The organism is Bacillus sp. LJBS06, from assembly GCF_016924995.1.
Taxonomy (GTDB): domain Bacteria; phylum Bacillota; class Bacilli; order Bacillales; family Bacillaceae; genus Bacillus; species Bacillus stercoris.
Genome location: NZ_CP070483.1, coordinates 765,102 through 791,408, shown reverse-complemented (window position 1 = coordinate 791,408; position 26,307 = coordinate 765,102). Strand labels below are relative to the sequence as shown.

The following is a 26,307-nucleotide window of genomic DNA, read 5'->3' as shown; positions in this document are numbered from 1 at the left end:
CACCAAAACATGTTCTCACCCCCACCCTCATCCCGCCCCGTGGTAAAATTTTGATATTGAGCGAACAAAAGAAGGGAAATGGTCATGAAAGTATTTGAAGCGAAAACACTGCTTTCGGAAGCGACAGACCGTGCAAAAGAGTACAAAGAACTAAGAACGCAAATGGTCAATTTGAGAAAAGCGTTAAAAAGCGTAGCTGATCTCAGTGACAGCGAATTTTCAGGAAAAGGCGCCAGCAACATCAAAGCCTTCTATCACGACCACGTCGGCGTCACCGACCAATGGATCGACTACATCGATATGAAAATCGCATTTTTCAACAGCATCGCCGGAGTCGCCGAGGACAAAGGCCTCTCAGACGCATACATCGAAGAATCCTTCCTGGAGCACGAACTGGCAAATGCCCACAAAAAATCGAAATCCATCATGTCTGAACAGAAAAAAGCGATGAAAGATATCTTAAACGATATCGACGACATCCTCCCGCTCGACCTATTTTCAACAGAAACCTTCAAAGACGAGCTGGCCGATGCCGACGACAAACGCAAAAAAACACTGGAAAAATTGGACGCCTTGGACGAAGACCTGCAGACTGAATACGCCCTGTCAGAACCAAACGAACAATTCATCAAATCCGACTTCCAAAAGCTCCAAGAAGCAACAGGCAAAGGCAAAAACGCCACACCCATTCACTACAACGCCAAGGCGTACCGTGAGAGCGACATACATAAGAAAAAAGGCGACATTGAAAAGCGGACTGAGGCTTACTTGAAGATTAAGAAAGAGGAAGCGAAAGAACGCGAGATTGAAAAATTGAAGAAAAAGCTTGCGGATGGTGTATCTGACCCTGATGAATATTTAGAAATTGCGAAGAAGATTGGGTATGAGAACCTTGAGCCTGCACAGTTACAGTATGTGGTCCAGCTTGAACAAGCAAAACAGATCGAAGAAGTTGGAGAAACCACATGGGAAGTTCTGAAAGGAGTTGGAGTCGGTCTCTACGATGTCGCTAAGGATACTGTGACTGGCGTTAAAGATTTAGCTGTCGGGGCGTGGGAGTTTTCCCAGCTCTCCGAAGAACAAAAATTAGCCAAAACAATTTCAACTGTATTGAAGACACCTTCCTATGCAAAAATCATATGGACAAACATAGCGGATTCATGGAATGATAAAATGATTAACGGAGATGCATACTCCCGCTCTCATTATATTACCTATGTGGTCGGGAGCCTCGTTGGACTAAAAGGTGCTGGCTCTGTTGTGAAAGTAACAAGTAAACTTGGTAAAGCAGGTGCTGCCAAAGTCGATAAAGTGCTTAAAGCTGGAGAAAAAGCTACTACTAAACATGTAAAGACAGGAATCCAGAAAACAAAAGATTTCAGCAGTGCTTTAAAAGGTAAAAATCAAGTCGCTTTTGCAGGGATTGCTCAGGATATTGAGAATACGCATAATGTAAAGAATACATCGCTTCTGAAAAAAGAAATTGAAGAACAGAAATCAAATGCCTTACAAAAAACTGAAAGAAAAACACAGAACATAAAGAAACCTAGAAAAACAATAATCCCTACAGTAAAAAGTGGCGAATTTAATAATTGGTTTAACTCATTAACAACGAAGCAACTTGATGAGCTTTGGACAGATAAAAAAATTAGAAGAGCAATTGAAAGACAATTGAGAGCACCCGGCGGCATGCACGAATGGCATTTAGTTTCTCGGGCCCCTACTTTCAAACATTGGGGAGTTACAGCTGAACAAATTAGAGATTTAAGAACTGCCATAAACAAAGTCGAGTTTGTGAATCCAGTTGGTAAACACGGAGGATTGGGTTCAACCGCTGCTCATAATGAATTGCTAGGAATTATTGATTCATCCTTAAACTATAATATGTTTGTCCGAAGATTAAATAATTGGGCAAACTATAGGCTAAAAGGTGGAGCGGCAGCCCTGCCAGAAGGATTAAGGATTAAATAATAGGAGGTTAATATGGAACGTCAAAATTTCGTATCATTGTGGATCGGAAGTATAAATGATGATGAATCATTAAGTAAATATGTTGAATTAGATTACAATGAAGATGAAGGTGATTTTCTTCCTTCCCAATTTTTAATTGATTTTGATATAGATATCGATGAATTAGATGAAGATTTTATAGAAAAAGTCGCACATGAAAAAAATTGTAATAATTTATCTGAACTAATTGGCGGCTGTTCGTACGATAGTGTCATCTTACCTCGATTTGAGAACATAGTAGGTACCGCAATTCCTGAACAAATCAATGCTGCTGTTCTTTTATATAATTTTGAATATGACGGCAGTGAGAAAGAAATAAACGATAAAAACTATTCATTTAAATTTATTGGTGCAGTATCCTATGTTTAAGTAAAAAATTCTAAATAAATATGAAGCCCTCTTACTTGAGGGCTTTATTTTTATCTCATCTCACTTTATAAAAGGAGCATCACCTTGACAGTAAGAAAAGAATTAATAAAACAAATAAATTTAACAATCACATCAATAAAAACAATTAATCAAAAGAATTCAACTCTAATGGTGAAAAACATATTAAAAAGGTACGAAGAGGCAAAAGAATTTATCAAACATTCAATAGAGGAACAATTCGAAGAAGACCTCTCTAAAGTTAAAAATAAACTAGATACTCTGACAAGAGCATATCTTGAATCAGCTAACGACTACATGAATCCTATGCTCGAAGAAATGCATAAGACAGAAAAACTGCTAAAAGAGTACGACGAAACTGCTCAGTCGTAATAACCGCAATCCAAGAGTTCAAAATTGAGTTCGCACTAACCTCCACAAAACCAAGTATAACGCAAAACACCAAAACTCCCTTTTGCGGACTGCACCGAAAATTTATTTTGCGGTCTCTCAACCCCTTCCTATTAAATTTCAGTATTGATAAAATTTACATAATTAGTGAGAAGAGGAAGGGTGAGAAGTTTGGGCACGATTTCGTCTCCGCACGTTGGGATGAAAATTAATGAGTGGAACCGGCATATTCAAAAGTTTAATGTGACTGACGCTGAAATGCTTAAAGCTGAGATCGAACGGGACATTGACATCATGGAAGAAGACCAAGATCTCTTGATTTACTATCAGCTCATTGCATTTCGCCATCAGCTTATGATCGACTATGTGATTCCATCTGAAGGAATCCAAATGGAGTTATCAGAATATTTAAAGAGAATTGAAGGCAGCAACAGGAAGATGGAGAAACTCGTTGAATACTACTATTACTTTTTTCAAGGGATGTATGAATTCAAAGAGGGCAATTTCTTAAGTGCCATTACATTCTATCAAAAAGCGGAAAACACAATTCCCTATATTTCAGATGAAATTGAGCGAGCAGAATTTTATTTTAAAATGGCTGAAGTGTTTTACCATATGAAACAAACCCATGTCTCAATGCACTATTCTTCTCAGGCGTATAACATCTATAAAACACACGACCTTTACTCAGTCCGCCGCATACAATGCCATTTTGTGATCGCAGGAAACTACGACGATTTAGAAAGTCATGAAAAGGCGCTCCCTCACCTCGAACAGGCACTAAAAGGCGCACGGCTTCTTGAAAGCAAAAACAAGCGGATTTACGGCCAAGCTTTATTCAATATCGGAAATTGTTATCTTAAAATGGGCGAATTGACGAAAGCAGCAAAATACATGGAGCAATCGATACTCCAATTCCAAAAATCAAATTTCAACAACTTGACACAAGCTTACCACGATTTAGCCTTAATTTATTTTCTTCAACATAAACAAGACCAGGCCATGGATTGTTTCAGAAAAGGCGTACGATTCGCATGTAAATTCGACGATGGCCTATTTAAAATTATGTTTGAAGGATTACAGGCGCTGTTTGTCAAAAAAGGAGAAGCGTCCATTTTATTAAATGTTTTCAACAAATTAGAGACATCCCAAGGATATCCTTATATGGAAGAGTTGGCATTATTAGCCGCAAAGTTTTATACTGAAATTGGGCAGATGGATGATTCTGTTATCTGTTTCAAAAAGATGGTTCATGCCCGCAAACAAATTCAGAGAGGGGATTGTTTGTATGAAATTTAAACTGACTTTGTGCGCTGTAATTGCTTTGATCGGTGTAAGCTTTATCAGTTCTTCCTTAGGAAATGAAGTAAATGTGGCATCCAGAAACATGACAAGCAAAGCTGCAAACGATTCAACGAACTCCCTAGCAGACAAAGCCATCTTTGACAAAGAAATGACGATTGCAGAAAACGGAACGCTTGGTTAAGGACAAGACGCAGCATTTGGCTGCGTCTCTTTTTCTGAAGAAATAGGTGACAAGGTGATAGAATATTGATTTTAAAACACTCATATGCAGACCAAACAAAAGCCTTAAAAAACAAGATAGGCGGAAATAAGGTTTAACCAATTAAGAGAAATTGTAAACCTCTTAGGAAAAATAAATACCACGGTCAAACAAATATACTTTCTGTTGAAGAATTCGAAGAACAACAAGACAATCTAAATGACTTGTCTACAATAATAAACGATATGGATAAACTAAGAGTAAACGCATCGATCTTAACGATGTTCAAGATGCTGATCAACTTCTGCTTGAAATCCACAAAACGATGATCTCACTTGAGCAGCACAGAGCTGAAATTAGTTATCTAACTATAAAATCATTCAAGAAAAAACATGAAGTTTAGCCTTTCCATTTAGAACAATCAAAAAAGGCAACAACCCCCAAGGGTTAGTTGCCTTCTCTAAGTTCAAGCACAGCCACACACTCCACATGATTCGTATGCGGAAACATATCCACAGGCTGCACTTCGCGCGTCGCATACCCGCCATCCTCAAGCACCCGCAAATCCCTCGCAAGCGTGCCAGGATTACAGGACACGTACACCACTCGCTTCGGTTTCATCTCCACAATTGTCCGCAGGAGGGCTTCGTCGCAGCCTTTTCTTGGCGGGTCGACGACTAGTGTATCGGCCGTGATGCCTTCTTCATACCACTTTGGAATCACGGTTTCCGCTTCTCCGACCGCGAACTCTGCGTTTGTGATGCCGTTTAATTCAGCGTTTCGTTTCGCATCTTCAATTGCTTCCGGCACAATTTCTACACCGTACACTTTTTTCGCTTGCTTCGCCAGGAAGAGAGAAATTGTACCGATGCCGCAGTAGGCGTCGATGACGGTTTCTTCCCCTTGAAGCTCAGCATACTCAAGCGCTTTGTCATAGAGCACTTTGGTTTGCTCCGGGTTGACCTGGTAGAACGATCTGGCGGAGATGGCGAATTTGACGTCTCCGATGAGGTCGTAGATGTATTCTTCGCCCCAGATAACGTTTGTTTCGTTCCCAAAAATGACGTTTGTTTTGTTCGGGTTGATGTTTTGCACGATAGATTTGACGTGCGGGAATTGCGCTGTAATGTCTTCGATGATCTTCGCTTTGTGCGGGAAATCGTTTGTTCTTGTGATGAAGACGATCATCATTTCGCCCGTAACAACGCCGTATCTGACCATGATATGGCGGAGCCAGCCTTTGTGGCGTTCTTCGTTGTAGGCTTTGACACCGTAGTTTGCGCAAATGTCTTTGACGGCTTGGACGGCTTCGTCGTTTTTGGATTGCTGGATCAGGCAGGCGCTCATGTCGATGATGTCATGGCTTCTTTGCTGATAGAATCCGGCGACGAGTCCGCCTTCCCGTTCTTCTACCGGCACCTGCGCTTTGTTTCTGTAATTCCACGGGTCTTCCATGCCGAGTGTCGGGTGCACGATGACTTCTGACAGGTCTAGCTTGCCGATGCGTTCTAGGACGTCTATGACTTGTTTCTGTTTAAACAAGAGCTGGCCTTCGTAGGTCATGTGCTGAAGCTGGCAGCCGCCGCATTGCTTGTAGATCGGGCACGGGGCATCCGTTCTGTGCGGGCTTTCTTCCTTCAGCTCAATCAAGCGTCCGAAAGCAAAACCTTTTTTGACGCGTGTCACTTTGATTTGCGCTTTTTCCTCGGGCAGGGCATTCGGCACAAAGATCGGGAATCCTTGAACCTTTGCGACGCCCGCTCCGTCATGAGTCAAATCCTCAAATGTCACGTCGTAGTATTCATTTTTTTCTACTGGGGGTTTCATTTTCATGTATGTTCACCTCTTGTTTTAAGCGAAAGAAAAACTTGGCTTACAAAGCCAAGTTTTTAGTCATCCAGCTGTTCCGCTTTCTCCTTCGGCATGACGACGTGAATGTGTCGGTACAGATTCACGAATTCGCCCGGCAGCATGCCGCCGTACTCGCCGTCGAGGTTCAGCTGCATCTTTTCTGATACATTGACTTTCACGCGGTTCGCTTTTGTATAAATAATGTGCTGGTCGTTGATGTGTTCGCCGCGAAGCGCCATCGTGGCGACCCTGATAAATTCAGCAAGGTTTGCTTTCTTTAGTATCATCAAATCAAACATGCCGTCATTCAGGCTTGAATCCGGCGCGAGCTTTTCAAACCCGCCGACGGAGTTTGTCAGCGTGACCAAAAACAGCATGATTTCACCTTGAAACAGCTTGCCGTCATATTCAATCTCGACTTCTGTCGGACGAAGTGAAGGCAGCATTTCCATTCCTTTTAAATAATAAGCAAGCTGGCCTAGCATTGTTTTCAGTTTGCTTGGCACGTCGTACGTCAGCTCCGTCAGACGGCCTCCTCCGGCGATATTGATAAAATACTGGCCGTTGACCTGTCCGATATCAATCGGGCGGGCGACGCCGTTAATGACCGTATCTGCCGCTTTTAAAATATCCTCGCGCGGAATGCCGAGCGCTCTGGCGAAGTCGTTTGTTGTGCCGACTGGAATCACACCGAGTGTCGGACGGTTGTCTAAAGGCGCAAGCCCGTTGACGACCTCGTTGATCGTTCCGTCTCCGCCTGCCGCAATTATCAGGTCAAACTCACGCAATGCCGCTTCCTTGGCAGCGTGTGTAGCGTCTCCTGCGCATGTCGTCGCATGGGTGGAGGTTTCATAGCCGGCTTGTTCAAATTTTTGCAGGACCTGGGCAAGATGCTTTTTAAAGATCTCCCGTCCTGAAGTCGGATTGTATATTATGCGTGCACGTTTCATTATCTCATCATCCTACTTAAGAGTATCCGATCCATTTTTACACTAACAACCTTTAATTATACTATGAGTTAAAAAAATCGCAACAAAATGTACATAATCTTACAGGTGAAAACGCACAAAAGCCCCAGCAGAGCTGAGGCTTTTTGTTTTTTTACTCTTCTTCCGTTCCCGGTTTTTTCTTGCGGAACTTCGCCAATACTTCATATACGATTGGCACGATCAAGAGCGTCAGAAGTGTTGAACTGATTAAACCGCCGATAACCGTGACGCCGAGTCCTTTTGAAATGACCTGGCTTCCGCCTTCGAAGCCGAGTGCTAATGGAATCAAGGCGCCGATTGTCGCGATGGCTGTCATCAGGATCGGACGGAGTCGTGTAGAGCCGGCTTCCAGAAGCGCTTCTCTCGTAGACAAGCCTTCCGCTTCCTTATGAATCACGCGGTCAATTAAGACAATCGCATTCGTCACAACGATACCGATCAGCATGAGCATACCGATCATTGCGTTCAGACTGATCGTTTCACCTGATACGTAAAGTCCAACCAGGGCACCGATGATTGTGAACGGCAATGAGAACAGGATCGCAAATGGCGCTAATGCTCCGCCGAAGGTAATCACGAGCACAAGGTAAACGATCGCTATTGCTGCCAGCATCGCTAAACCGAGCTTCGTGAAGGAATCAGCGATATCCGCGGATACACCGCCTGTGTCAATCGATACGTTATCAGGATGGTCTAGCTTATCGATTTTCTTCTGTACAGCAGCTGATACGGCTGTGACGTTGTCAGATGTAACCTCACCTGTGACATCCGCATAGACTTTTCCGTCACGTTTTGACAAGGTATCTGATGTTGATCCTTCTTTCACTTTTGCCACATCGCCGATTTTGACTTCCTGGCCAGTCGCGGAAGTGATCTTTTTATTCTCTAAATCTTTCACACTCTTATACTCGTCTTTTTCTGTCTTAATGTTCACATCAAGCTCTTTGCCGTCTTTTTTCACAGTTGTGAGCGGTTCTTGTGATGTTTGTGACATTAAGGCTTGAGAAATTTGAGACGCGGTTAAACCGAGCTTGCTTAATTTTTCTTGGTCAGCGACAAATGTGTACTCATCATATGTGCTGGAAAGGCCTGAATTTACGTTTTTCAGATCCTTTTCATCTTTCATGATTTTTTCAATGTCTTTGACCGTGTCTTTAATATCGTTTTCAGAATCGCCATACACATAGTATGTTAATTCGTTGTTATTGCCTGAAGAGCTGAAGTCCTGTGACTTCCATTCTCCGCGGTCAGATTGCTTTTGAATTTCCTTCAGCACGTTGTCTTTTTCTTTATCAAAGTCAGGCGTGTCGCTTTCATATTTGATATAGAATAACGCACCGTTAGAATCTCCTCCGGCAAGCGGGCTGCCAGAGCCTAATGAATACTGAACCGTATCGACATGCTTGCGGTCAAGCAGGATTTTTTCCGCTTTTTCAGCTTCTTTTTCGGCTTCTTTTTTCGTTTCACCCGGTTCTGGGCTGTATGTGAGCTGCATCGTTTTTTCTTCCTCGGACGGCAGGTAGCTGGCACCGATTAACGGTACAAGGAACAAGCTTCCAAGGAGCATCAGAACAGCGATGATAGACGTGATCCATTTATGGCTCAGCGCCCAGTTCAATACTTTTTTATAGATGTTTGCAAGTCTGCCTGGTTTGTGTTCTTTTGCTTTCATCGGCGCACCGGTTAATGATTTTTTGAACAGGCTGTGTGCGAGCATCGGCACAAGCGTGATCGAAATCAACAGTGATGCGGCAAGCGCAAAAACAATCGTTAAGGCAAATGGAATAAACAACTCACCGATTTGTCCGCCTACAAGTGCGAGCGGCAGGAATACCGCGATGGTCACGATCGTCGATGACATGATCGGCTTAAACATTTCCTTCGTCGCTTCACGAACCAAGGCTTTTCCGCGGAGCGGCTCATCCTTGAGTCTCATGCGGCGGTAAATGTTCTCGATCACAACGATGGAGTCATCGACGACACGTCCGATAGCGACGGTCATTGCGCCGAGCGTCATAATATTCAGTGTGATATCAAGCTGCTGCAGCACAAGGAGTGCGATCAGCAATGATAATGGAATTGAAACTACCGAAATTAATGTAGATTTGATATCTCTTAAGAATAAGAGAATAATCACAATCGCAAAAATAGCACCGAAGATGGCTTTGCTTAACATCGTGTCAACTGACTGTGTGATCGGCTCCGCCATGTCGAGAGTTGCGCTGTAGTTGAAGCCTTTATGGTCTTCTTTGAACTTCTTCAGCTCAGCTTTGACATTGTCGGCAACCTCTACGGTATTCGCATCGTTTGCTTTAACGATGTTGATGCCGATGCTGTCTTTGCCATTTGTGCGTGAAACGGATTCAGCTTTTTTCACATCTTTAATTGTAGCAATGTCAGAAAGCTTGACCGTCGGCACTGCTGTGCTTGCGCTTTGCTGCGCCTGTGCTGCCGCTTGCGCGCTCTGAGCTGCTTGTGCACTTTGCGCCGCCGCTTGAGATGCTGCGCTGCTGCCTGCACTTGAAGCAGATGCCGTAGGAATTCTCATATTCTTCAAATCTTTAATTGTTTCAATATCGCCGCTGACGACGACAGATTTTTCTTCATTTCCGAATGTGTACAAGCCAAGCGGAGTTGTCACATCTGAACCTTGAATCACTTTCTTCACAGTATCTTCATCAAGGCCGTATTCTTTCAGTTTGTCTTCTTTGAAAGAGAATTCAACCTCTTCCACCTGCTGGCCTGATACTTGGACGGACGCAACGCCTTCTATGCCTTCAAGCTTAGAAACGAGGCTGTCCTCCACTTTTTTCGTCAGCTCTTGCAGGTTATCTTTATCACTGGACACGCTCAGCGTCAGAATCGGGAATGAGTTCAAGCTGTAGCGTGAAATCTCCGGATCCTTCGCGTCATCAGGCAGACTGACGTTTTCTAACGCTTCAGCCGCTTCTGTTTTTGCTTTGTCCATGTCTTTCTCATAATCATATTCAATCATGACCGACGATGCGTTTTCATAGGACGTCGACGTCACAACGCTGACACCGTCCAAGTTCTGAACGGCTTGTTCAACCGGTTTGGTCACTTCATCAGCCACTTGGCTTGGTGTCGCACCCGGATATGTCGTGCTGATCGTCAAGTAAGGCATGTTCACGTCAGGAATAGACTCTTGCTTCATATTCATACCCGCATACAAGCCGGCTGCCGTTACAATAATCGTCATCAGCCATACGGCGAATTTGTTTTTCAGAACGAAATTAATAACGTGATTCATCATATCCTCCATTACATTTTTTATTGACTGACTGGTCATTCTATATAATACTAAACGTTATAACGCAACAACGTCAACTCATATACCAGAAAATTTTACTAAATTTTTCAAGGATTAAGGGGAAGCACGTCATGAATGAAAAAAAAGAGAAAATCATAAAAGCCAGCATTCGTTTATTTGCGAAAAAAGGATTCGCAGCTACGACGATCCAGGAAATCGTCAGTGAATGCGGCATTTCAAAGGGCGCTTTTTATTTGCACTTCAAATCGAAAGAAGCGCTGCTGTTATCTGCCTGTGAATATTACATCGGTATGTCTATGACCAAAATGAAAAATATAGAAGAAGATCTCGCCGGAGAGCCGCCTAAGGAAGTGTTAAAAAAGCAAATTGGCGCTCAATTTGAAGATTTTCGCGATCATAAAGATTTTATCGTTCTTTTGCTTACCGAAAATATCATTCCGGAAAATCAAGAAATCAAGCAATACTTTTACAAAGTAACCATGGAGACGGATAAGCTGTACCGGAACGCCTTGCTGGTATCCTATGGCGAAGGAATCGAGCGGTACGTCGCGGATCTGTCTATCATGGCAAGAGGCATCGTGCATTCCTATATGAATGTGATGGTATTTAACAGTGAGCTTAATATCGGTGCAGAGGAAATCTCAGCCTTTATCATCGAGAGACTGGATGATCTTGTACAGGGGCTGAGCCGTTCAAACCTCAATCCGATCGTGCCAAAAGAAATTTTCAATCCGATGCCTGCGGGGAAGGACCAGCTGCTTGAGGACATTCAGAAGGTGAAAGAAAACAGCACGCTGCCCGAGGATATCACCGTGTCACTCGATGTGATCGAGGAAGAACTGGCTCAGGATAAACCGCGCAAACCGATTATAAAAGGCATGCTGTCCAATTTGACCGGAACCAATAACGAAGAAGTTGAAAAGCTTCGGGCTCTGATCTCTGTCTTTATCTCCATTTAACCATAAAAAAGCAGCCTCTAAGGGCTGCTTTTTTATTAGCGTTTTTTAATTTCTTCAAGCAGAATTTTGTTGACCATCGGCGGGTTGGCTTGTCCTTTGGACGCTTTCATAATCTGTCCGACCAGGAAGCCGATCGCACGGTCTTTTCCGTTTTTGAAGTCTTCGATTGATTGCGGATTGTTGTCAAGCGCTTCTGTTACAAGCTTCAGAAGCACGCCTTCGTCAGAAATCTGAACAAGGCCTTTCTCTTTTACAATCTTCTCAGCGTCGCCGCCTTTTTCAATCAATTCTTTAAACACTTTCTTCGCGATCTTAGAAGAAATGGTGCCTTTTTCAATCAATTTGATCATGCCGGCAAGGCCTTCAGGTGTCAGGGCAACGTCGGCAAGCTCTTTTTGCTCAGCGTTTAGGTAAGCTGACACTTCACCCATCAGCCAGTTAGACGCTTGTTTGGCTTCAGCGCCTTTTTGAACGGTTTCTTCGAAGAAATCAGCCATTTCTTTTGTCAGCGTCAGAACCATCGCGTCATATGCAGGCAAGCCAAGCTCTTCGATATAACGCTTGCGGCGCTCATCCGGAAGCTCAGGAATACTTGCTTTTACGCGTTCCTTCCATTCATCATCAATGTAGAGCTCGACAAGGTCTGGCTCCGGGAAGTAACGATAGTCGTCAGATCCCTCTTTGACACGCATGAGAATGGTTTTCTTCGTTGCTTCATCATAACGGCGCGTTTCCTGCTGGATGACGCCGCCGGAAAGAAGAACCTGCTCTTGGCGTTTTTCTTCATGCTCAAGGCCTTTTTGAACAAACGCAAAGGAGTTCAAGTTTTTCAATTCTGTTTTTGTGCCGAATTCCTCTTGGCCGATCGGACGAAGAGAGATATTGGCATCACAGCGAAGTGAGCCTTCTTCCATTTTACAGTCGGAAACGCCTGTATATTGGATGATGGATTTCAGCTTTTCAAGATACGCGTACGCTTCTTCCGGCGTGCGGATATCCGGTTCAGATACGATCTCAACAAGCGGCGTTCCCTGGCGGTTAAAGTCAACAAGAGAATAGCCGTCGCCTGTATGCGTCAGTTTTCCGGCATCCTCTTCAAGGTGAAGGCGTGTGATGCCGATGCGTTTTGTTTTTCCGCCGACTTCAATTTCGATCCAGCCGTTTTCGCCGATCGGCTTATCAAATTGAGAAATCTGATACGCTTTCGGGTTGTCAGGATAGAAATAGTTTTTGCGGTCAAACTTCGTATCCGTTGCGATCTCACAGTTGAGCGCCATAGCGGCTTTCATTGCGAATTCAACGGCTTCTTTGTTCAGGACAGGCAGGACACCCGGGTATCCGAGGTCAATGACGCTTGTCTGCGTATTCGCCTCCGCGCCGAATGGCGTTGGAGAGCTTGAGAAAATTTTTGATTTTGTTTTTAACTCAACGTGGACTTCAAGTCCGATTACCGTTTCAAAGTTCAATTCTTTTCACCCCTTACAGTTCAGGTTTTGCTTTATGATGGTCTGTCGCTTGTTCAAATGCATGAGCAACACGGTATACAGTGCTTTCATCAAAGTGTTTTCCGATGATTTGCAGGCCGAGCGGAAGTCCGTCTGCTAATCCGCATGGCACACTGATTCCCGGTACGCCGGCAAGGTTGACCGGAATCGTTAAGATATCGTTTGCGTACATTGTGAGCGGATCTTTCGTGTTTTCACCGATTTTAAACGCAGGTGTCGGCGTAGTCGGTCCGACAATGACATCATATTTCTCAAATACGTCTTCGAAATCTTTCTTAATCAACGTACGCACTTTTTGCGCTTTTTTGTAGTACGCATCGTAGTAGCCTGAGCTTAAAGCGAACGTTCCAAGCATGATGCGGCGTTTGACTTCATCGCCGAAGCCTTCTGAACGTGTTTGCTTATAAAGGTCGATCAGGTTGTCCGCGTTGTCTGTGCGGTAGCCGTAGCGAATGCCGTCAAAGCGCGCAAGGTTCGCTGACGCTTCAGATGAAGACAGCAGGTAATATGTCGCAAGCGCGTATTTACTGTGCGGCAGAGACACTTCTTCCCATGTAGCGCCGAGGCCTTCAAGAACTTTCAGCGCGGCAAGAACAGATTCTCTCGCTTCTTTGCCGACACCTTCACCAAGGTATTCTTTCGGAACAGCGATTTTCAATCCTTTGATATCGCCAGTTAATGAAGAAAGAAAATCAGGCACATCCACATTTGCGCTCGTGGAGTCCATTTTATCTACGCCGGAAATCGCTTGAAGCAAAAATGCGTTGTCCTCAACCGTACGAGTAATCGGACCGATTTGGTCTAATGAAGACGCAAATGCGACCAGTCCGTAACGAGATACACGTCCGTATGTTGGCTTTAATCCGACTACGCCGCAGAAAGATGCCGGCTGACGGATGGAGCCGCCTGTGTCAGATCCAAGAGAAAACGGAACTTCTCCCGCAGCAACCGCAGCCGCTGAACCGCCGCTTGAACCGCCGGGAACTGTTTCTAAGTTCCAAGGGTTTTTCGTCAGCTTGTAAGCTGAGTTTTCGGTAGATGATCCCATGGCGAATTCGTCCATGTTCAGTTTTCCGATTGTGACTGCTTCAGCGTCTTGAAGGCGCTGAACGACAGTAGCGTCGTAGATCGGATCGAAGTTTTCAAGAATTTTGCTGGAGCATGTTGTGCGCAGCCCTTTTGTTACGATATTATCTTTTACGCCGATCGGCATACCGAATAGAAGACCATGCTCAGAACGGCCGTCAACCGCCTCATCAAGCTCCTTCGCGTATGCGCGCGCTCTTTCTTCATCTAATGCCAAAAAGGCTTGTACCTTATCATCAACCGCTTGGATGCGTTTATAAGATTCATCAACCAGATCAGAAATCTTAATCTCTTTTTTATGTATCAGCTGTTTTAATTCTGTGATTTTATGATCAAACAATGACATTCTTGTGTCCCTCCTTTAGTCCAGAATTGATGGCACACGAATATAGCCGTCTTTATGGTCAGGCGCATTTTTCATGACATCCTCAACCGGAAGACCTTTACCCGCTTCATCTTCTCTCATGACATTTTTCATTTTCAGCACGTGAGTTGTAGGCTCCACATTGTCTGTGTTGACCTCATTCAGCTCCTCGGCAAAGGAAATGATGCTGTCGAGCTGTTCAGTGAACATCTTTGCTTCTTCTTCAGTAATCGCAAGTCGTGCAAGGTGCGCAACGTGCTTTACTTCTTCTATTGAAATTCGTGACATATGATCCACCTCCACATATTTCTCCGTTAAGTCATATAATACTGATCATATCAAAAACAAGCCCTTTAAAGCAACAAAACGCCTTAAGACAGGCCTGTGTTTTCGAAACAATACCCTATATATTTTATACTAAAATGAGACGAAGGAGAAACGAAATATTTTTCTGAATATTTTTACTTTTATTATTTTTTGAAAGCGTTTTATTCTTTATTCCCTTCTAGGTTTGCGGCGGTATTTCCCGCTCATGATCAAGGTTTCATTGCTTGAATGGCCGGGAATACTTTGTTAGGTTAAGTTACCAAGTGCACCCCCAAAAGAATTTCTTTTGTTTCGCGCTTACGCCAGGCTGCTTAACTGGCACCATCAATTTGAGAGGTGATGCAACATTATTAGAAATGAAGAGAGGGTAAATCGTGAGTATTGAAATTATTATATCTTTAGGAATTTACTTTACTGCCATGCTGTTAATCGGCTGGTATGCATTCAAGAAAACCACTGACATCAATGATTACATGCTTGGAGGAAGAGGCCTCGGACCATTCGTTACTGCTTTGTCTGCCGGCGCGGCAGATATGAGTGGATGGATGCTGATGGGAATTCCAGGGGCAATGTTTGCGACAGGCTTGTCGACACTATGGCTAGCACTCGGTTTGACAATCGGCGCGTATTCGAACTATCTTCTTTTGGCTCCACGTCTTAGAGCGTATACGGAAGCGGCGGATGACGCGATTACGATTCCCGATTTTTTTGATAAACGATTCCAGCATTCTTCGTCAGTGCTGAAAATTGTATCAGCTTTAATCATTATGATCTTTTTCACACTGTATACTTCTTCAGGTATGGTATCAGGCGGAAGATTATTTGAATCTGCTTTTGGAGCCGATTATACACTTGGACTCCTGCTGACTGCAGGCGTTGTCGTGTTATATACACTGTTTGGCGGTTTCCTTGCTGTCAGTCTGACTGACTTTGTACAGGGTGCGATCATGTTTGCAGCACTAGTGCTTGTGCCGATCGTTGCTTTTACCCAGCTGGGCGGCGTTTCTCCTGCTTTACATGAGATTACAGCTGTAAACCCAAAGCTATTGGATATTTTTAAAGGCGCGAGCGTCATTAGCATTATTTCTTATTTGGCTTGGGGCTTAGGCTACTATGGTCAGCCTCATATCATCGTCCGTTTTATGGCGATTAAGCATATCAAGGATTTAAAACCTGCGCGCAGAATCGGTATGAGCTGGATGATTATCTCCATTCTTGGTTCAACCGTAACGGGTTTAGTCGGTGTGGCTTACGCCCATAAATTCGGAGTTGCTGTAAGTGATCCTGAAACGATTTTCATTATTTTTTCTAAAATATTGTTTCATCCATTGATTACTGGATTTTTGCTGTCTGCTATTTTAGCAGCCATTATGAGTTCGATCTCTTCTCAGCTCTTGGTAACAGCGAGCGCAATGACAGAAGACTTATACCGGACATTTTTCAGACGTGAAGCATCAGATAAAGAATTGGTCTTGGCCGGCCGGCTGTCAGTATTGATTATCGCGGTCATTGCGATTCTGATGTCCTTGAATCCGAGCAGCACGATTCTTGATTTGGTTGGTTATGCATGGGCCGGATTCGGTTCTGCTTTTGGGCCTGCCATTCTGCTGAGCCTGTATTGGAAACGGATGACTGAATGGGGCGCCCTTTCAGCCATGGTTGTTGGGGCTGCGACAGTATTAATTTGGATTACAACTGGTTTAGCTGACTCTACAGGCATCTATGAAATGATTCCAGGATTTTTCTTGAGTATGATTGCGGGTATTATTGGAAGCTTAATCACAAAACGTCCTGCAAAAGCCTCTTACCGATTATTCGGTGTCATGGAAAAGCTGTTAAAACGCAAAAAGTAAACAATAAGCCATCAAGCGCAGCTTGGTGGCTTTTGTGCTCTTGTTTTGCTATAAATACTGTGAGAAAATCATATTTATTTAAAAACACCTTAGAAAAGGGGGAAGTTTGCTGTTGAGCTGGTATATTGATCCTGATATTTTATTAAAATTGGGCATTGCCACATTGATTGGCATGGTCATCGGGCTTGAACGCGAATTAAAAAATAAGCCGCTCGGATTAAAAACCTGTATCGTCATCGCCGTCAGCTCATGCATGCTGACGATCGTCAGTATTAATGCGGCATATCATTTCCCTAAATACTACCGCATCATGATGGATCCGCTGCGTCTGCCGGCACAAATCATCTCCGGCGTCGGATTTATCGGAGCCGGTGTCATCCTGCGAAAAAGCAATGATGTCATTTCCGGCCTGACGACATCGGCCATGATTTGGGGTGCAGCGGGACTCGGGCTGGCAACGGGAGCCGGATTTTATAAAGAAGCGTTTGCCAGTCTTCTGTTCATCCTGATCAGCGTGGAATTTCTCCCATGGGCGGTCAGAAAAATCGGTCCCGACCGCCTGCAGGAAAAAGACATCCGCATCAGAATGTCACTTTCTGATAAAGACAAAATGACAGAGATTTTAAAAGAAATGAAAAGAAAAGATATCAAAACACACTCCGTCCGGATCGACGACCTGGGCGAAAAGGATTTTCCAATTATGGAAGTGAAGGTCCGCGTCCATAAAAACAGATACACGACCGATGTCTACTATGACATTAAAGCTATTGAAGGCGTAGTCGGCGTGAAGTGTGATACCTTATAAAAGCCAATGGGGCGGAATCCCATTGGCTTTTTGCTGTCATCGAAAAAAACATTGAAGTCTCTATTATTTTCAAATAAAATACATATTAGTAAATAAATATAATAAAAGGAGATGTTCCTCATTACCAAATCACGGTTTACAGTAACTGTCACCCTCATTTTGACTGCTTTCTTAAGTATTTTTGCCATAACTGAATTCATATCCCCTCCTCATTCTCAATCATCCAAGAGCAGCAGCAAGAATCCTAAAAATATTATCCTAATCATCGGAGACGGAATGGGTATGCCGATGATTAACAGCTATAGGACATTAAAAAGCGAAAAACTGAACACTCCCGTCCAAACAGCATGGGACTCTTATTTAACAGGAATGCAGATGACGAAACCTAACGATCCCAGAGACAATATCACTGATTCCTCGGCGGCTGCAACTGCCATGGCAACCGGAACGAAAACATATAATGACGCCATTGCTGTAGACAACAATCATCAGCGGCTCAAAAGCGTAACAGAAGCTGCAAAAGAGAAAAAGAAATCCGTCGGCATCGTCGTGACTTCGGACTTAACCGATGCCACTCCCGCTGCTTTCGGCGTACATAACGTCTCACGGAAAAACTACACTGAAATTGCTGACCAATACTATGATGAACGTATTAATGGATCTCATAAGGTTGATGTTTTACTTGGAGGCGGAGCGAAATATTTCATTCGCAGTGACCGAAATCTTGCTGAAGAATTTCGAAAAGACGGCTATCATTATGTGACCACGAAGCAAGACCTAAAAAAAAATCAGCACGAAAAACTGCTCGGACTGTTTGGAGAAGTTGAATTAGATAAAGCGATTGACAGAGAGAACAGCACACCCTCTCTAAAAGACATGACGGAAGCGGCACTCACCCAGTTACAGAAGAACGAAAACGGTTTTTTCATGCTTCTGGAAGGAAGCAATATTGACAATGCAGCCCATGAAAATGACGTGGTGGGCGCTTTGAGCGAAATGGAAGATTTCGAGAAAGGCGTTCAAGCTGCTCTGGATTTTGCGAAAAAAGATCAAGAAACGCTGGTTATTATTACAGCTGATCATTCTACAGGCGGGTTCTCTTACGGCGCAGAGGGAATGACGCGCGAGACCGGCTATAAATGGGACCCTTCCCCAATCATCGCCGCTAAAAAAACGCCGGGCTATATGGCAGAAAAGATCGCTGAAGGCCAAGATGCCGAAAAGGTTCTCAGCACTTATGTTGATATGAAGCTGACGGAAAATGAGATAAATCAGGTTCAAAATGCAGCCTCACAATCGAATACAGCTGAGATCCAAAAAAGCATTCAATGGATTTTTGATAAACGGTCTTTTTCAGGCTGGACGACATTAGCCCACACCGGGGAAGACGTACCGGTTTATGCTTACGGTCCGGGAAAGGAAAAATGGAAGGGGCTTATCGACAATACGCAGCAGGCAAAAAACATTTTTGCTATTTTTGAACAAAAATAAAAAACGCCGGCTCACTGCCGGCGTTTTTTGATTAAGGAGCGCCGTCCCAAAAGGGACCGGCGCAATTTTCTTAAGCTAACTTCGAAAAATCAAATTCGGTTATCGGCGTTTGATTTTCGATATCGTTTCTGAATCCTTTCAGCATTTCTTTTTCTTCTTCTCCTATTTGATCCAGATCAAACATTTGATGGAGCAATCCATAAATCAACATATGGCGCAGGCGAAGGAAATCTGGAATTTTCTTGAGCCATTCGGCGTCAATTTCATTTTCCTCCCTGTACCCTTTCATAAAATGCGTCATGAATTCTTCTGTAAAGGCTGCTTTATTTTCATAAGGAACAACCGGATACCATAGTACATTGTAGAGAAGAATGCTGATATCATTCACAAACCAGTTGTATCCGATATCATCAAAATCAAATGTAGTGATTTTCCCATGATCCCAGTTAAAATTACCATGATGAAGATCTGCGTGAACAAGGCCGTAGCTGTCACGGTTTTTTGGCAGCTGGCGCAACTCATTCATTAAATCGTCCGCCTGCTGAAAAACCTTTGTCTGATCTTCAGGAACATATTTTCTGAGCTTCAACTGCTCTTCTTCATCCCACTCCTGTCTTTTAAATGTAGGATTGCTCAGTTTATAGCTTTTTGTCAGGCTGTGCATCTTCCCTGTGTATCTGCCAAGCTCGAAAAATAGGGTTTCGTTCCAATCAGATTCGTCTACTTTATGGCCCGGCGCCTTTTCATACACTCTCAATAAAAATGCTCCGCCCTTTCCGTCCGGCACTTCCTCAACATCCTTATCGTTTAACGACGGGATTGGTTTGGCCACTGAAAGACCGCCTTCAGCAAGATGATGGAGCCATTCCATCTCTCCCATAATATAATCCGGCGACCGGCGAATCGTGTGTGTAATCTTTAAAATATAGGATTCATTGTCTTTAGCAAACTCATACACATAGTTTTCCGCATCCGCTAAAAACTGCACTTGATCTCTAGTAAATCCATATATAACGGCAGCTTCTGCCAAAACCTTTTCTTCATCAAATATTGCTTTAATATCTTTATGCATGCTGATTCTCCCTCTTCATATATTTAGATAATTCCCTTATCGTGTGTTTTTTCGCAAGATTCAAATCATCAACATACCAGCCTTTCTTTTCCATCTCTACTTCCATTTTGACAGCGAGCAGCGAATTTCCTCCCAAATCAAAGAAATCGTTGTCAATTCCTACAAAATCCAAGTGGAGAATTTGCTTCCAGATATCCGAAAGGATTTTTTGCTGTTCTGTCTCCGGTCCGCTATCTTCTGTTTCGGCTCCTAAATGTTCCTTTACTAACAGAGCACGCAAATGCTCCGGCTGATTGGTATCTAAGGCCATTAAATATGGAGAATGCAAGGATTTCTCAGCATGCAGCACTTCCCAATGAGCGGTTGTGTTTTCCATTAAAGCGGATTGCAATACGCCATCGGCAATCGCTTTCGCCTTTTTGCGAGGCGCTGGCTCTAACGAGGACACCCATTCGATATGGCCGCTTTGATCCTCTACCTCATTGACGGATATGTGATAAACCGTATTTAACGGGTCAGCCTCTTCCATAAAACGATGCTCAGCCAAAAACTCAGAAAAAGCCCGGTTTTTCCCTGATTTTTTATACTTCAACGATATCGTCGGAAGCTGTTTATCCCGTGCATATGAAGCAAGGCCGGATAGCACCTTATGTTCAATTCCTTTGCCTAGTGCGCGGCAGCTGAGCAGAAAAGTATCTATCTTTAATGAATCTTCTTTTTGAATTCCCATGATTGCACCGACGATGCCTTCATCACTGAATCTGTCCGACGCTTCAACGACCCAGCCGATATGGCCGTCCGTATTGAGCCGCTGGGCAAGCTGCTCCTCACGATAGACTGACGGATTCATATTGAACTGATTAATTCTCGCGCTCATTTGAGCAACTCGCGGCAAATGCTCTTCTGTCATCTCAGTCAAGGCTATACGCAGGTGTAAACCGGAAAGAAACTCTTCAAGAGAACGGGACGTATTCAAATCTATTTTTCTTTCTTGTGCTGCCAAGTATCGTTCCGTGCGCTTTTGATCAGCTTCTGTCACCCTGAACCTGTCAAATGCCCAGACATGTTCTAAGAACATTGGAATAGAATCTATATCTGACGGCAGAAGCAAGGTCAGAACCTCTGGCAGGCGTTCGTTCATTTCAAGGCATTGAGCCGGATCATCATCTAAGAATATGAACCGGTCCACTGAAATGTTCAGCTCGTCGGCCATTTCTTTCATGTTTCTGGCTTTCTCGTCCCAATTAATGCGTGACAGGACAAAGTCCTCTTTCTTTAAAATCATATCTGGATGACGTTCAAACACATTCCAGACGTCTTCTTCATTATTTCGGCTTGAAAGCACAAGGAGCAGACCCTCTTCTTGTTTTCTCTTTAAAAATTGCTGCAGCGCTCGATGGGCAGGAGTAATAATGACTCCTTCCGCCCCAGCTTCAGACACGGTACCGCTCCACAAAGTGCCGTCACAATCAATGGCGGCCGCTTTAAATGGCGGTTTGAGCCATGCCGTCAACTCACGCGCCACCCGCGTTCCCATCGCCGCGTAAAATTCTTCAGTAAATGGTATTCTTGCCGCTCTTTCACTGTGCGGGTCAAATATGGCATCAAGCTGGTATGTTTGATGCAGCTGGCGAAGATCAATCAAATGTACATCCGTTTCTTTAGCAAGCTGCGCGATCCAATTCTGCTGGCATTGCACAAGGATGTCCCGGAGCTCCTGCTCTTTCACATTTTCCAGCGGCAGCAATCCAATGAAATAAGGCACTTCCTTTTTCTTTTGTTTCATGATGACGAGCAGTTCATCTGAATTATATTGAACGTGAGCTATTCTTTCTTCCAAAGAGAGACCCGCATCCCCCGCCATATCCTCCAGGCGAATCAACAGCAGGTTGGCACCGTTTTTTTGCCTTGACAGCAAGCTTTCTTCATTAAGCAATTCTTGAAACACCTGGCCGTAAGGAGACAGCTTTATATCTAAATTGATATCAAACTGTTCGCCCCACCATTTTAGGTAAGGCACAATCGGATCAGCTGTAAAATTGGAACAAATGGTTAATGGGCACGAGATGACTCGGTTTGACTCTCTCTCCCTTTTCAGCTCGGCCTCTTCCTGCTCTTTTTGGCTCAGCACAGGAATGTCCTTAATGCATTTTTCAGGCTCTTCTGCAGCTTTTTCAGCAAGAGAGATAAAATGAGAAACAAATGCCTGCATGGATTCATGAGTGAAAAGCGACCGGTTGTATTGAAGCACACATTTAAGCTCTCCTGTCACTTCCTTCACGACGTCCATTTTCATATCAAGCTTTGAAATGCCTTTTGCGAATTCGTATGTTTCAAATGTTAATCCGCCAGCCTCTATTTTTATATTCGGGTCATACTCATTATGATAGATCAGCATGGTGTCAAAGAAAGGGTTGCGGTTCGGCTTGATCACCGGCTGCAGCGCTTCTGCCATTTGATCGTATGGATAATCCTGATGGTCATAAGCTTCAAGCAGAGTTTGTTTTGTGTGCTGAAGGTTGCCGACAAACGACTCTTCAGGATTCAAATGAATTTTGATCGGCAAAAAGTTTGTAAACATACCGATCGTATTCTCAATATCCGCATGACGCCGGCCTGCCACCAATGACCCAATCATCAGCTCCTGCTGTTTTGTATAACTGGACAAAAGCATGGCATAGAGCTGAAACAGCATGACATTGTTTGTCAGCTGCTGCGCCTCTCCGATTTTCTCAAGCTTTTCTAAAACGCGCGGCGGGATAGTAAACTTGATCGCCCTGCCTAAAAAGCTTTGTTCTTTTCGTTCGTAATCAAGAGGCATATTCAGCACAGGCACTTCACCCTCAAGCTGCTTCAGCCAATACTCTTTTTGGCGTTTAAACATATCACTATTAAAAAATGTCTGCTGCCACTCCGCATAATCTTTATACTGAATGATGTTTTCTGGGAGCTGTTCCCCTCTATATAATTGGGTAAATTCTTTTATAAAAATATTCATTGAGGCGCCGTCCGCCACAATATTATGCATATCAACAAGCAACGCATGTTTTTCTTCCTCGATTTTGACGAATTTCACCCGAATTAATGGAGAAACCTTAAGATCAAACGGCCGTATAAATGAACTGATTTCGTCATCAAGCCCATCCATTTTCGCTTCGGTTTGTTCAATCGAAAATTCAAAGTTTTGATGGATTCGCTGCACAGGTTCTCCATCCTTAATTTCAAACGTTGTACGCAGTGTTTCATGCCTTTCAATCAGCTTTTTGAATGTATCCTCGAAGCGGACGGCATCAATTTTCCCGAAGCATAAAAGAGCCATCGGCATGTTATATGTGGTGACTTGCCCGATTCTTTGATGAATCAAATACGTTCTCCGCTGTGCAGCTGACAGCCTGTATACGTCTTTTTTCTCTGAAGGCAGGATGGATGTATATTGTTGTCGGTCAGAGCGATCAATAAGCGCGGCAAGCGCACGGATTGTCGGGTGCTGGAATACATCGCTTAACGTCAGCTCCGCTCCAAATTCCTTATGAATGCGAGAAATCAGACCAGTGGCGTTTAATGAATGCCCGCCTGTTTCAAAGAAATGGGTATCTAATGTGACATGTTTGACTCCGAGAATGTCTTTCCACATAGCAGCCAAGACCGTCTCTGTCTCATTAAATTGAATATCTGCTTCTGCATCAGCTGTCTGCCCGTCATTTGCTTGCTCAGGCACTAAAAGCTGAAAATGTTCTGCCGCCGGTGCTCCCTGCTGTTCATTTGTCCGGCCAATCCAGTATCTTTCTCTTTCAAAAGGATATGTTGGAAGCGGAATAAGCTGGCATTGGTCCTGGTCATAAAAGGCTGTCCAATCGACCGGCACCCCGTGAAGCCACATATCACCCAGCCTGCTCAGCAAATAACGGTAATCAGAAGCCGTCTCCTTTGGATGCCTCATCAGCTGGATTGCAATATGCTGCTTGCCCTCAGCCTGATACAATTTGCTGACAAACGAACGCAGCGCATTTCCAGGACCGACCTCTATAAAAATTGGATCCAGTTCTTCTTTTAAGCGTTTTGCGCAGTTCATAAATCTGACGGTTCCCCGCAAATGATCAGCCCAATATGTCGGGTCTTTAGCTTCCTCGTCAGTGATCCAGTCTCCGGTTACATTTGAGACAAACGGGATCTTTTGTTTTTTAAATTGATAGGCTGAGAGCTTATGTTTCATGCTTTCTAAAACCGGTTCCATCATATACGAATGGAAGGCATGTGATGTATGAAGCTTTCTGCAGCTGTGCCCTTCGGCGTTCAGCTTCCTTTCCAATGCATCAATCGCACTTGATTCTCCCGATACAACACATGAATCCGATGCATTCACGGCGGCGATTGAAATGGTTCCGTCTATATACGGTTTAATGTCTGCTTCGCTTAAGGAAACGCTAAGCATAGAACCGGACGGCAGATTTTGGAGCGCTGCCCCTCGATAGCTGACGATGTCAAGAGCATCTTCCAATGAGAGCACACCTGAAATGGCTGCAGCTGTATACTCACCGATGCTGTGTCCCGCCATTGCTTTCGGCTTAATTCCCCAGTGGATCAGCATTTTTGCAAGTGCATATTCGATGCAGAACAAAAGGGGCTGTGTATATTCAGTTTGGTTAATCAGATTCGCGTCATGCTTTTGATTGTCAGAGAAAACCACCGTGCGCGGATCTATGTCCATATGATTTTTTAATATGTCAAAACAGGCGTCGAGCTCCTCCTTGAAAATCGGTACAGTATCGTAAAGCCCTTTTGCCATATCAACATACTGCGCCCCCTGTCCCGGAAAAAGAAAGACAACGGGCCGGCTTGCAGATTGAGAACTGCCGGTTTTAACAGATTCATAGTCATTTTCATGAATAGCCTGAAGAAACTCAGGCACATCCGCTGCCACAATCGCTTTTTTATATGGAAATGAATGGCGCCCTGCTTTGAGGGTATATGCCGCGGCTGCAAAATCGGTCTGCGGATTTTGCACAAAATAGTTTGACAGCCGTTCTGTCATGCTGTTTAAAGCGGCCGGTGTTTTGGCTGACAGCAATAAGAGTTCAGCGTCATGTCTTTCCGCTGCCTTGTGCTGCGCCGGCGCTTCCTCTAATATGACATGGGCATTTGTTCCCCCAATGCCAAATGAGCTAACGCCCGCTCTGCGCGGGCATTCACTTTCTTCCCAAGGGGTGAGTTCCGTATTGACGACAAATGGTGATTGCTCAAAATCGATTTTGGCGTTTGGCTTTTCGAAATTCAGAGTCGGCGGAATCACTTTATGCTTTAAGCTTAGAACTGCTTTCATAAATCCAGCTACACCAGACGCATCATTTAAATGACCGATGTTGGATTTGACAGAACCAATTCTGCAGTAGCCGCGACGGTCTGTTTGGTAAGCTTGTTTTAATGCTTCAATTTCTATCGGATCACCGAGTGTCGTCCCTGTGCCGTGAGCCTCGACATAGGTAATGGTTTCAGGCTCCACCTCGGCCATGTGCAGGGCTGTTTTGATCGCGGTTACCTGGCCTTTGGTGCTCGGCGCTGTATATCCAACCTTTCTGCTGCCGTCATTATTGATTGCAGTACCTTTTATGACAGCATAAATATGGTCTCCGTCTGCTTCAGCATCTTCTAGCGTTTTCAAAATGACCGCTCCCGCCCCGTCTCCAAATACTGTGCCTGCCGCCTCATCATCAAAGACGCGGCAATGTCCGTCAGGAGAATGGATCATACCTTCTTGGTAGAGATACCCGGACTTTTGCGGGAGGCGGATAGAGACTCCGCCTGCAACCGCCATATGGCAGTCCCCATTTAACAAAGCCTGAGCAGCAAGGTGAATAGAGACCATCGAGGTTGAGCAAGCGGTCTGCACCATCATGCTCGGCCCTTTCAGGTTAAGCTTATAAGAAATAAGTGTTGCCATGTAATCTCTCATATTCAAAACCGCTGTTTCCAGCGTCTTTGAGTCTTCTCCGGTCTTTGCTCCCTGAAGAGCCCTCAGCACCCATTCTGCATTGAGGCCCGCTCCGGTATAAAGGCCGATCTGCCCTTTGTAAGTGAAAGGATCGTAGCCAGCATCTTCCAAGGCGGTCCACACGCATTCATGAAAGATACGGAACTGCGGATCCATCATGGCAGCTTCCTTCGGCGTATAATCAAAGAAGCCGGCATCAAACAGATCTACATCCTCCACAATTCCTTTTGCTTTGACAAATCGCGGATCATTCAGCAGCTCTTCATTAACGCCCTCTTCTCTCAGCTCCTCATCAGTGAAAAAAGAAATCGTTTCTTTCGCATTTTTTAAATTGCTCCAAAACTCCTGCACGTTTTTTGCTCCCGGAAATCGGCCTGCCATGCCGATTACCGCAATTTCAGCTCCATGATTCGCATAATGAGAATTACTCATC

The 26,307-nt window shown here is 44.2% G+C and carries 16 protein-coding genes and 1 pseudogene; 9 read left to right on the top strand and 8 right to left on the bottom strand.

Translation table 11 applies throughout. The features are described from left to right. Positions 1-84 precede the first annotated feature (84 nt). From JQX68_RS03880 to JQX68_RS03860, 5 genes are all read left to right on the top strand, one after another. Complete coding sequence (locus JQX68_RS03880) at positions 85-1,971, top strand: ribonuclease YeeF family protein (protein ID WP_205440535.1); 1,887 nt, start codon at positions 85-87, stop codon at positions 1,969-1,971. Between the two features lie 12 nt (positions 1,972-1,983). After that, positions 1,984-2,379, top strand: a complete 396-nt coding sequence (locus JQX68_RS03875) for an immunity 22 family protein (protein ID WP_134975855.1) — start codon at positions 1,984-1,986, stop codon at positions 2,377-2,379. Positions 2,380-2,463: 84 nt separating this feature from the next. After that, positions 2,464-2,769: a hypothetical protein gene (locus tag JQX68_RS03870; protein WP_134975856.1), complete on the top strand. Its 306-nt coding sequence runs from the start codon at positions 2,464-2,466 to the stop codon at positions 2,767-2,769. Between the two features lie 189 nt (positions 2,770-2,958). Further along, positions 2,959-4,086: a Rap family tetratricopeptide repeat protein gene (locus tag JQX68_RS03865; RefSeq protein WP_134975857.1), complete on the top strand. Its 1,128-nt coding sequence runs from the start codon at positions 2,959-2,961 to the stop codon at positions 4,084-4,086. After that, positions 4,076-4,273, top strand: coding sequence for a hypothetical protein (locus JQX68_RS03860; protein WP_003240078.1), 198 nt, complete (start codon positions 4,076-4,078; stop codon positions 4,271-4,273). Before JQX68_RS03865 ends, JQX68_RS03860 begins: the two co-directional genes overlap by 11 nt. 465 nt (positions 4,274-4,738) lie before the next feature. On the opposite strand, the gene rlmD is transcribed toward JQX68_RS03860, so the two are convergent. From rlmD to srfP, 3 genes are all read right to left on the bottom strand, one after another. Continuing rightward, entirely contained in the window at positions 4,739-6,124 is a 1,386-nt protein-coding gene (gene rlmD / locus JQX68_RS03855) for a 23S rRNA (uracil(1939)-C(5))-methyltransferase RlmD (RefSeq protein WP_147773009.1), read from the bottom strand. 56 nt (positions 6,125-6,180) lie between these two features. Next, positions 6,181-7,092: a diacylglycerol kinase gene (locus tag JQX68_RS03850; RefSeq protein WP_003233894.1), complete on the bottom strand. Its 912-nt coding sequence runs from the start codon at positions 7,090-7,092 to the stop codon at positions 6,181-6,183. Positions 7,093-7,243: 151 nt separating this feature from the next. Next, complete coding sequence (gene srfP / locus JQX68_RS03845; protein ID WP_147773080.1) at positions 7,244-10,402, bottom strand: surfactin resistance protein SrfP; 3,159 nt, start codon at positions 10,400-10,402, stop codon at positions 7,244-7,246. A gap of 131 nt (positions 10,403-10,533) precedes the next feature. On the opposite strand from srfP, the pseudogene JQX68_RS03840 reads away from it, so the two are divergent. Next, positions 10,534-11,431 (top strand): annotated as a pseudogene (locus tag JQX68_RS03840) (TetR/AcrR family transcriptional regulator). Here JQX68_RS03840 and gatB read toward each other — a convergent pair. Genes gatB through gatC form a run of 3 tightly spaced genes read right to left on the bottom strand, consistent with a single transcriptional unit; the run spans position 11,418 to position 14,625 of the window. Beyond that, positions 11,418-12,848: an Asp-tRNA(Asn)/Glu-tRNA(Gln) amidotransferase subunit GatB gene (gene gatB, locus JQX68_RS03835; RefSeq protein WP_003219444.1), complete on the bottom strand. Its 1,431-nt coding sequence runs from the start codon at positions 12,846-12,848 to the stop codon at positions 11,418-11,420. The pseudogene JQX68_RS03840 and the gene gatB sit on opposite strands and share 14 nt — an antisense overlap. Positions 12,849-12,861: 13 nt before the next feature. Then, positions 12,862-14,319: an Asp-tRNA(Asn)/Glu-tRNA(Gln) amidotransferase subunit GatA gene (gene gatA, locus JQX68_RS03830; RefSeq protein WP_147773007.1), complete on the bottom strand. Its 1,458-nt coding sequence runs from the start codon at positions 14,317-14,319 to the stop codon at positions 12,862-12,864. A 15-nt stretch (positions 14,320-14,334) separates the two neighbouring features. Further along, entirely contained in the window at positions 14,335-14,625 is a 291-nt protein-coding gene (gatC, locus tag JQX68_RS03825; protein ID WP_003219442.1) for an Asp-tRNA(Asn)/Glu-tRNA(Gln) amidotransferase subunit GatC, read from the bottom strand. A gap of 413 nt (positions 14,626-15,038) precedes the next feature. Between gatC and putP the strand changes: the two genes are divergently transcribed. The 3 genes from putP (at position 15,039) to JQX68_RS03810 (ending at position 18,813) form a co-directional block, all read left to right on the top strand. Continuing rightward, positions 15,039-16,517: a sodium/proline symporter PutP gene (gene putP / locus JQX68_RS03820; RefSeq protein ID WP_069840045.1), complete on the top strand. Its 1,479-nt coding sequence runs from the start codon at positions 15,039-15,041 to the stop codon at positions 16,515-16,517. A 106-nt stretch (positions 16,518-16,623) separates the two neighbouring features. Continuing rightward, a complete protein-coding gene (locus JQX68_RS03815; RefSeq protein ID WP_014663093.1) occupies positions 16,624-17,322 on the top strand; it encodes an MgtC/SapB family protein in 699 nt (232 codons plus the stop codon). Between the two features lie 111 nt (positions 17,323-17,433). Continuing rightward, on the top strand, positions 17,434-18,813 hold the full coding sequence (locus JQX68_RS03810; RefSeq protein WP_147773006.1) for an alkaline phosphatase: 1,380 nt from the start codon (positions 17,434-17,436) through the stop codon (positions 18,811-18,813). A 70-nt stretch (positions 18,814-18,883) separates the two neighbouring features. On the opposite strand, the gene JQX68_RS03805 is transcribed toward JQX68_RS03810, so the two are convergent. Further along, positions 18,884-19,885: a phosphotransferase enzyme family protein gene (locus JQX68_RS03805; protein WP_147773005.1), complete on the bottom strand. Its 1,002-nt coding sequence runs from the start codon at positions 19,883-19,885 to the stop codon at positions 18,884-18,886. Then, positions 19,878-26,306, bottom strand: a complete 6,429-nt coding sequence (locus JQX68_RS03800) for a type I polyketide synthase (RefSeq protein WP_147773004.1) — start codon at positions 26,304-26,306, stop codon at positions 19,878-19,880. The genes JQX68_RS03805 and JQX68_RS03800 overlap by 8 nt, the downstream gene beginning before the upstream one ends. Between the last annotated feature and the right edge of the window lies 1 nt (position 26,307).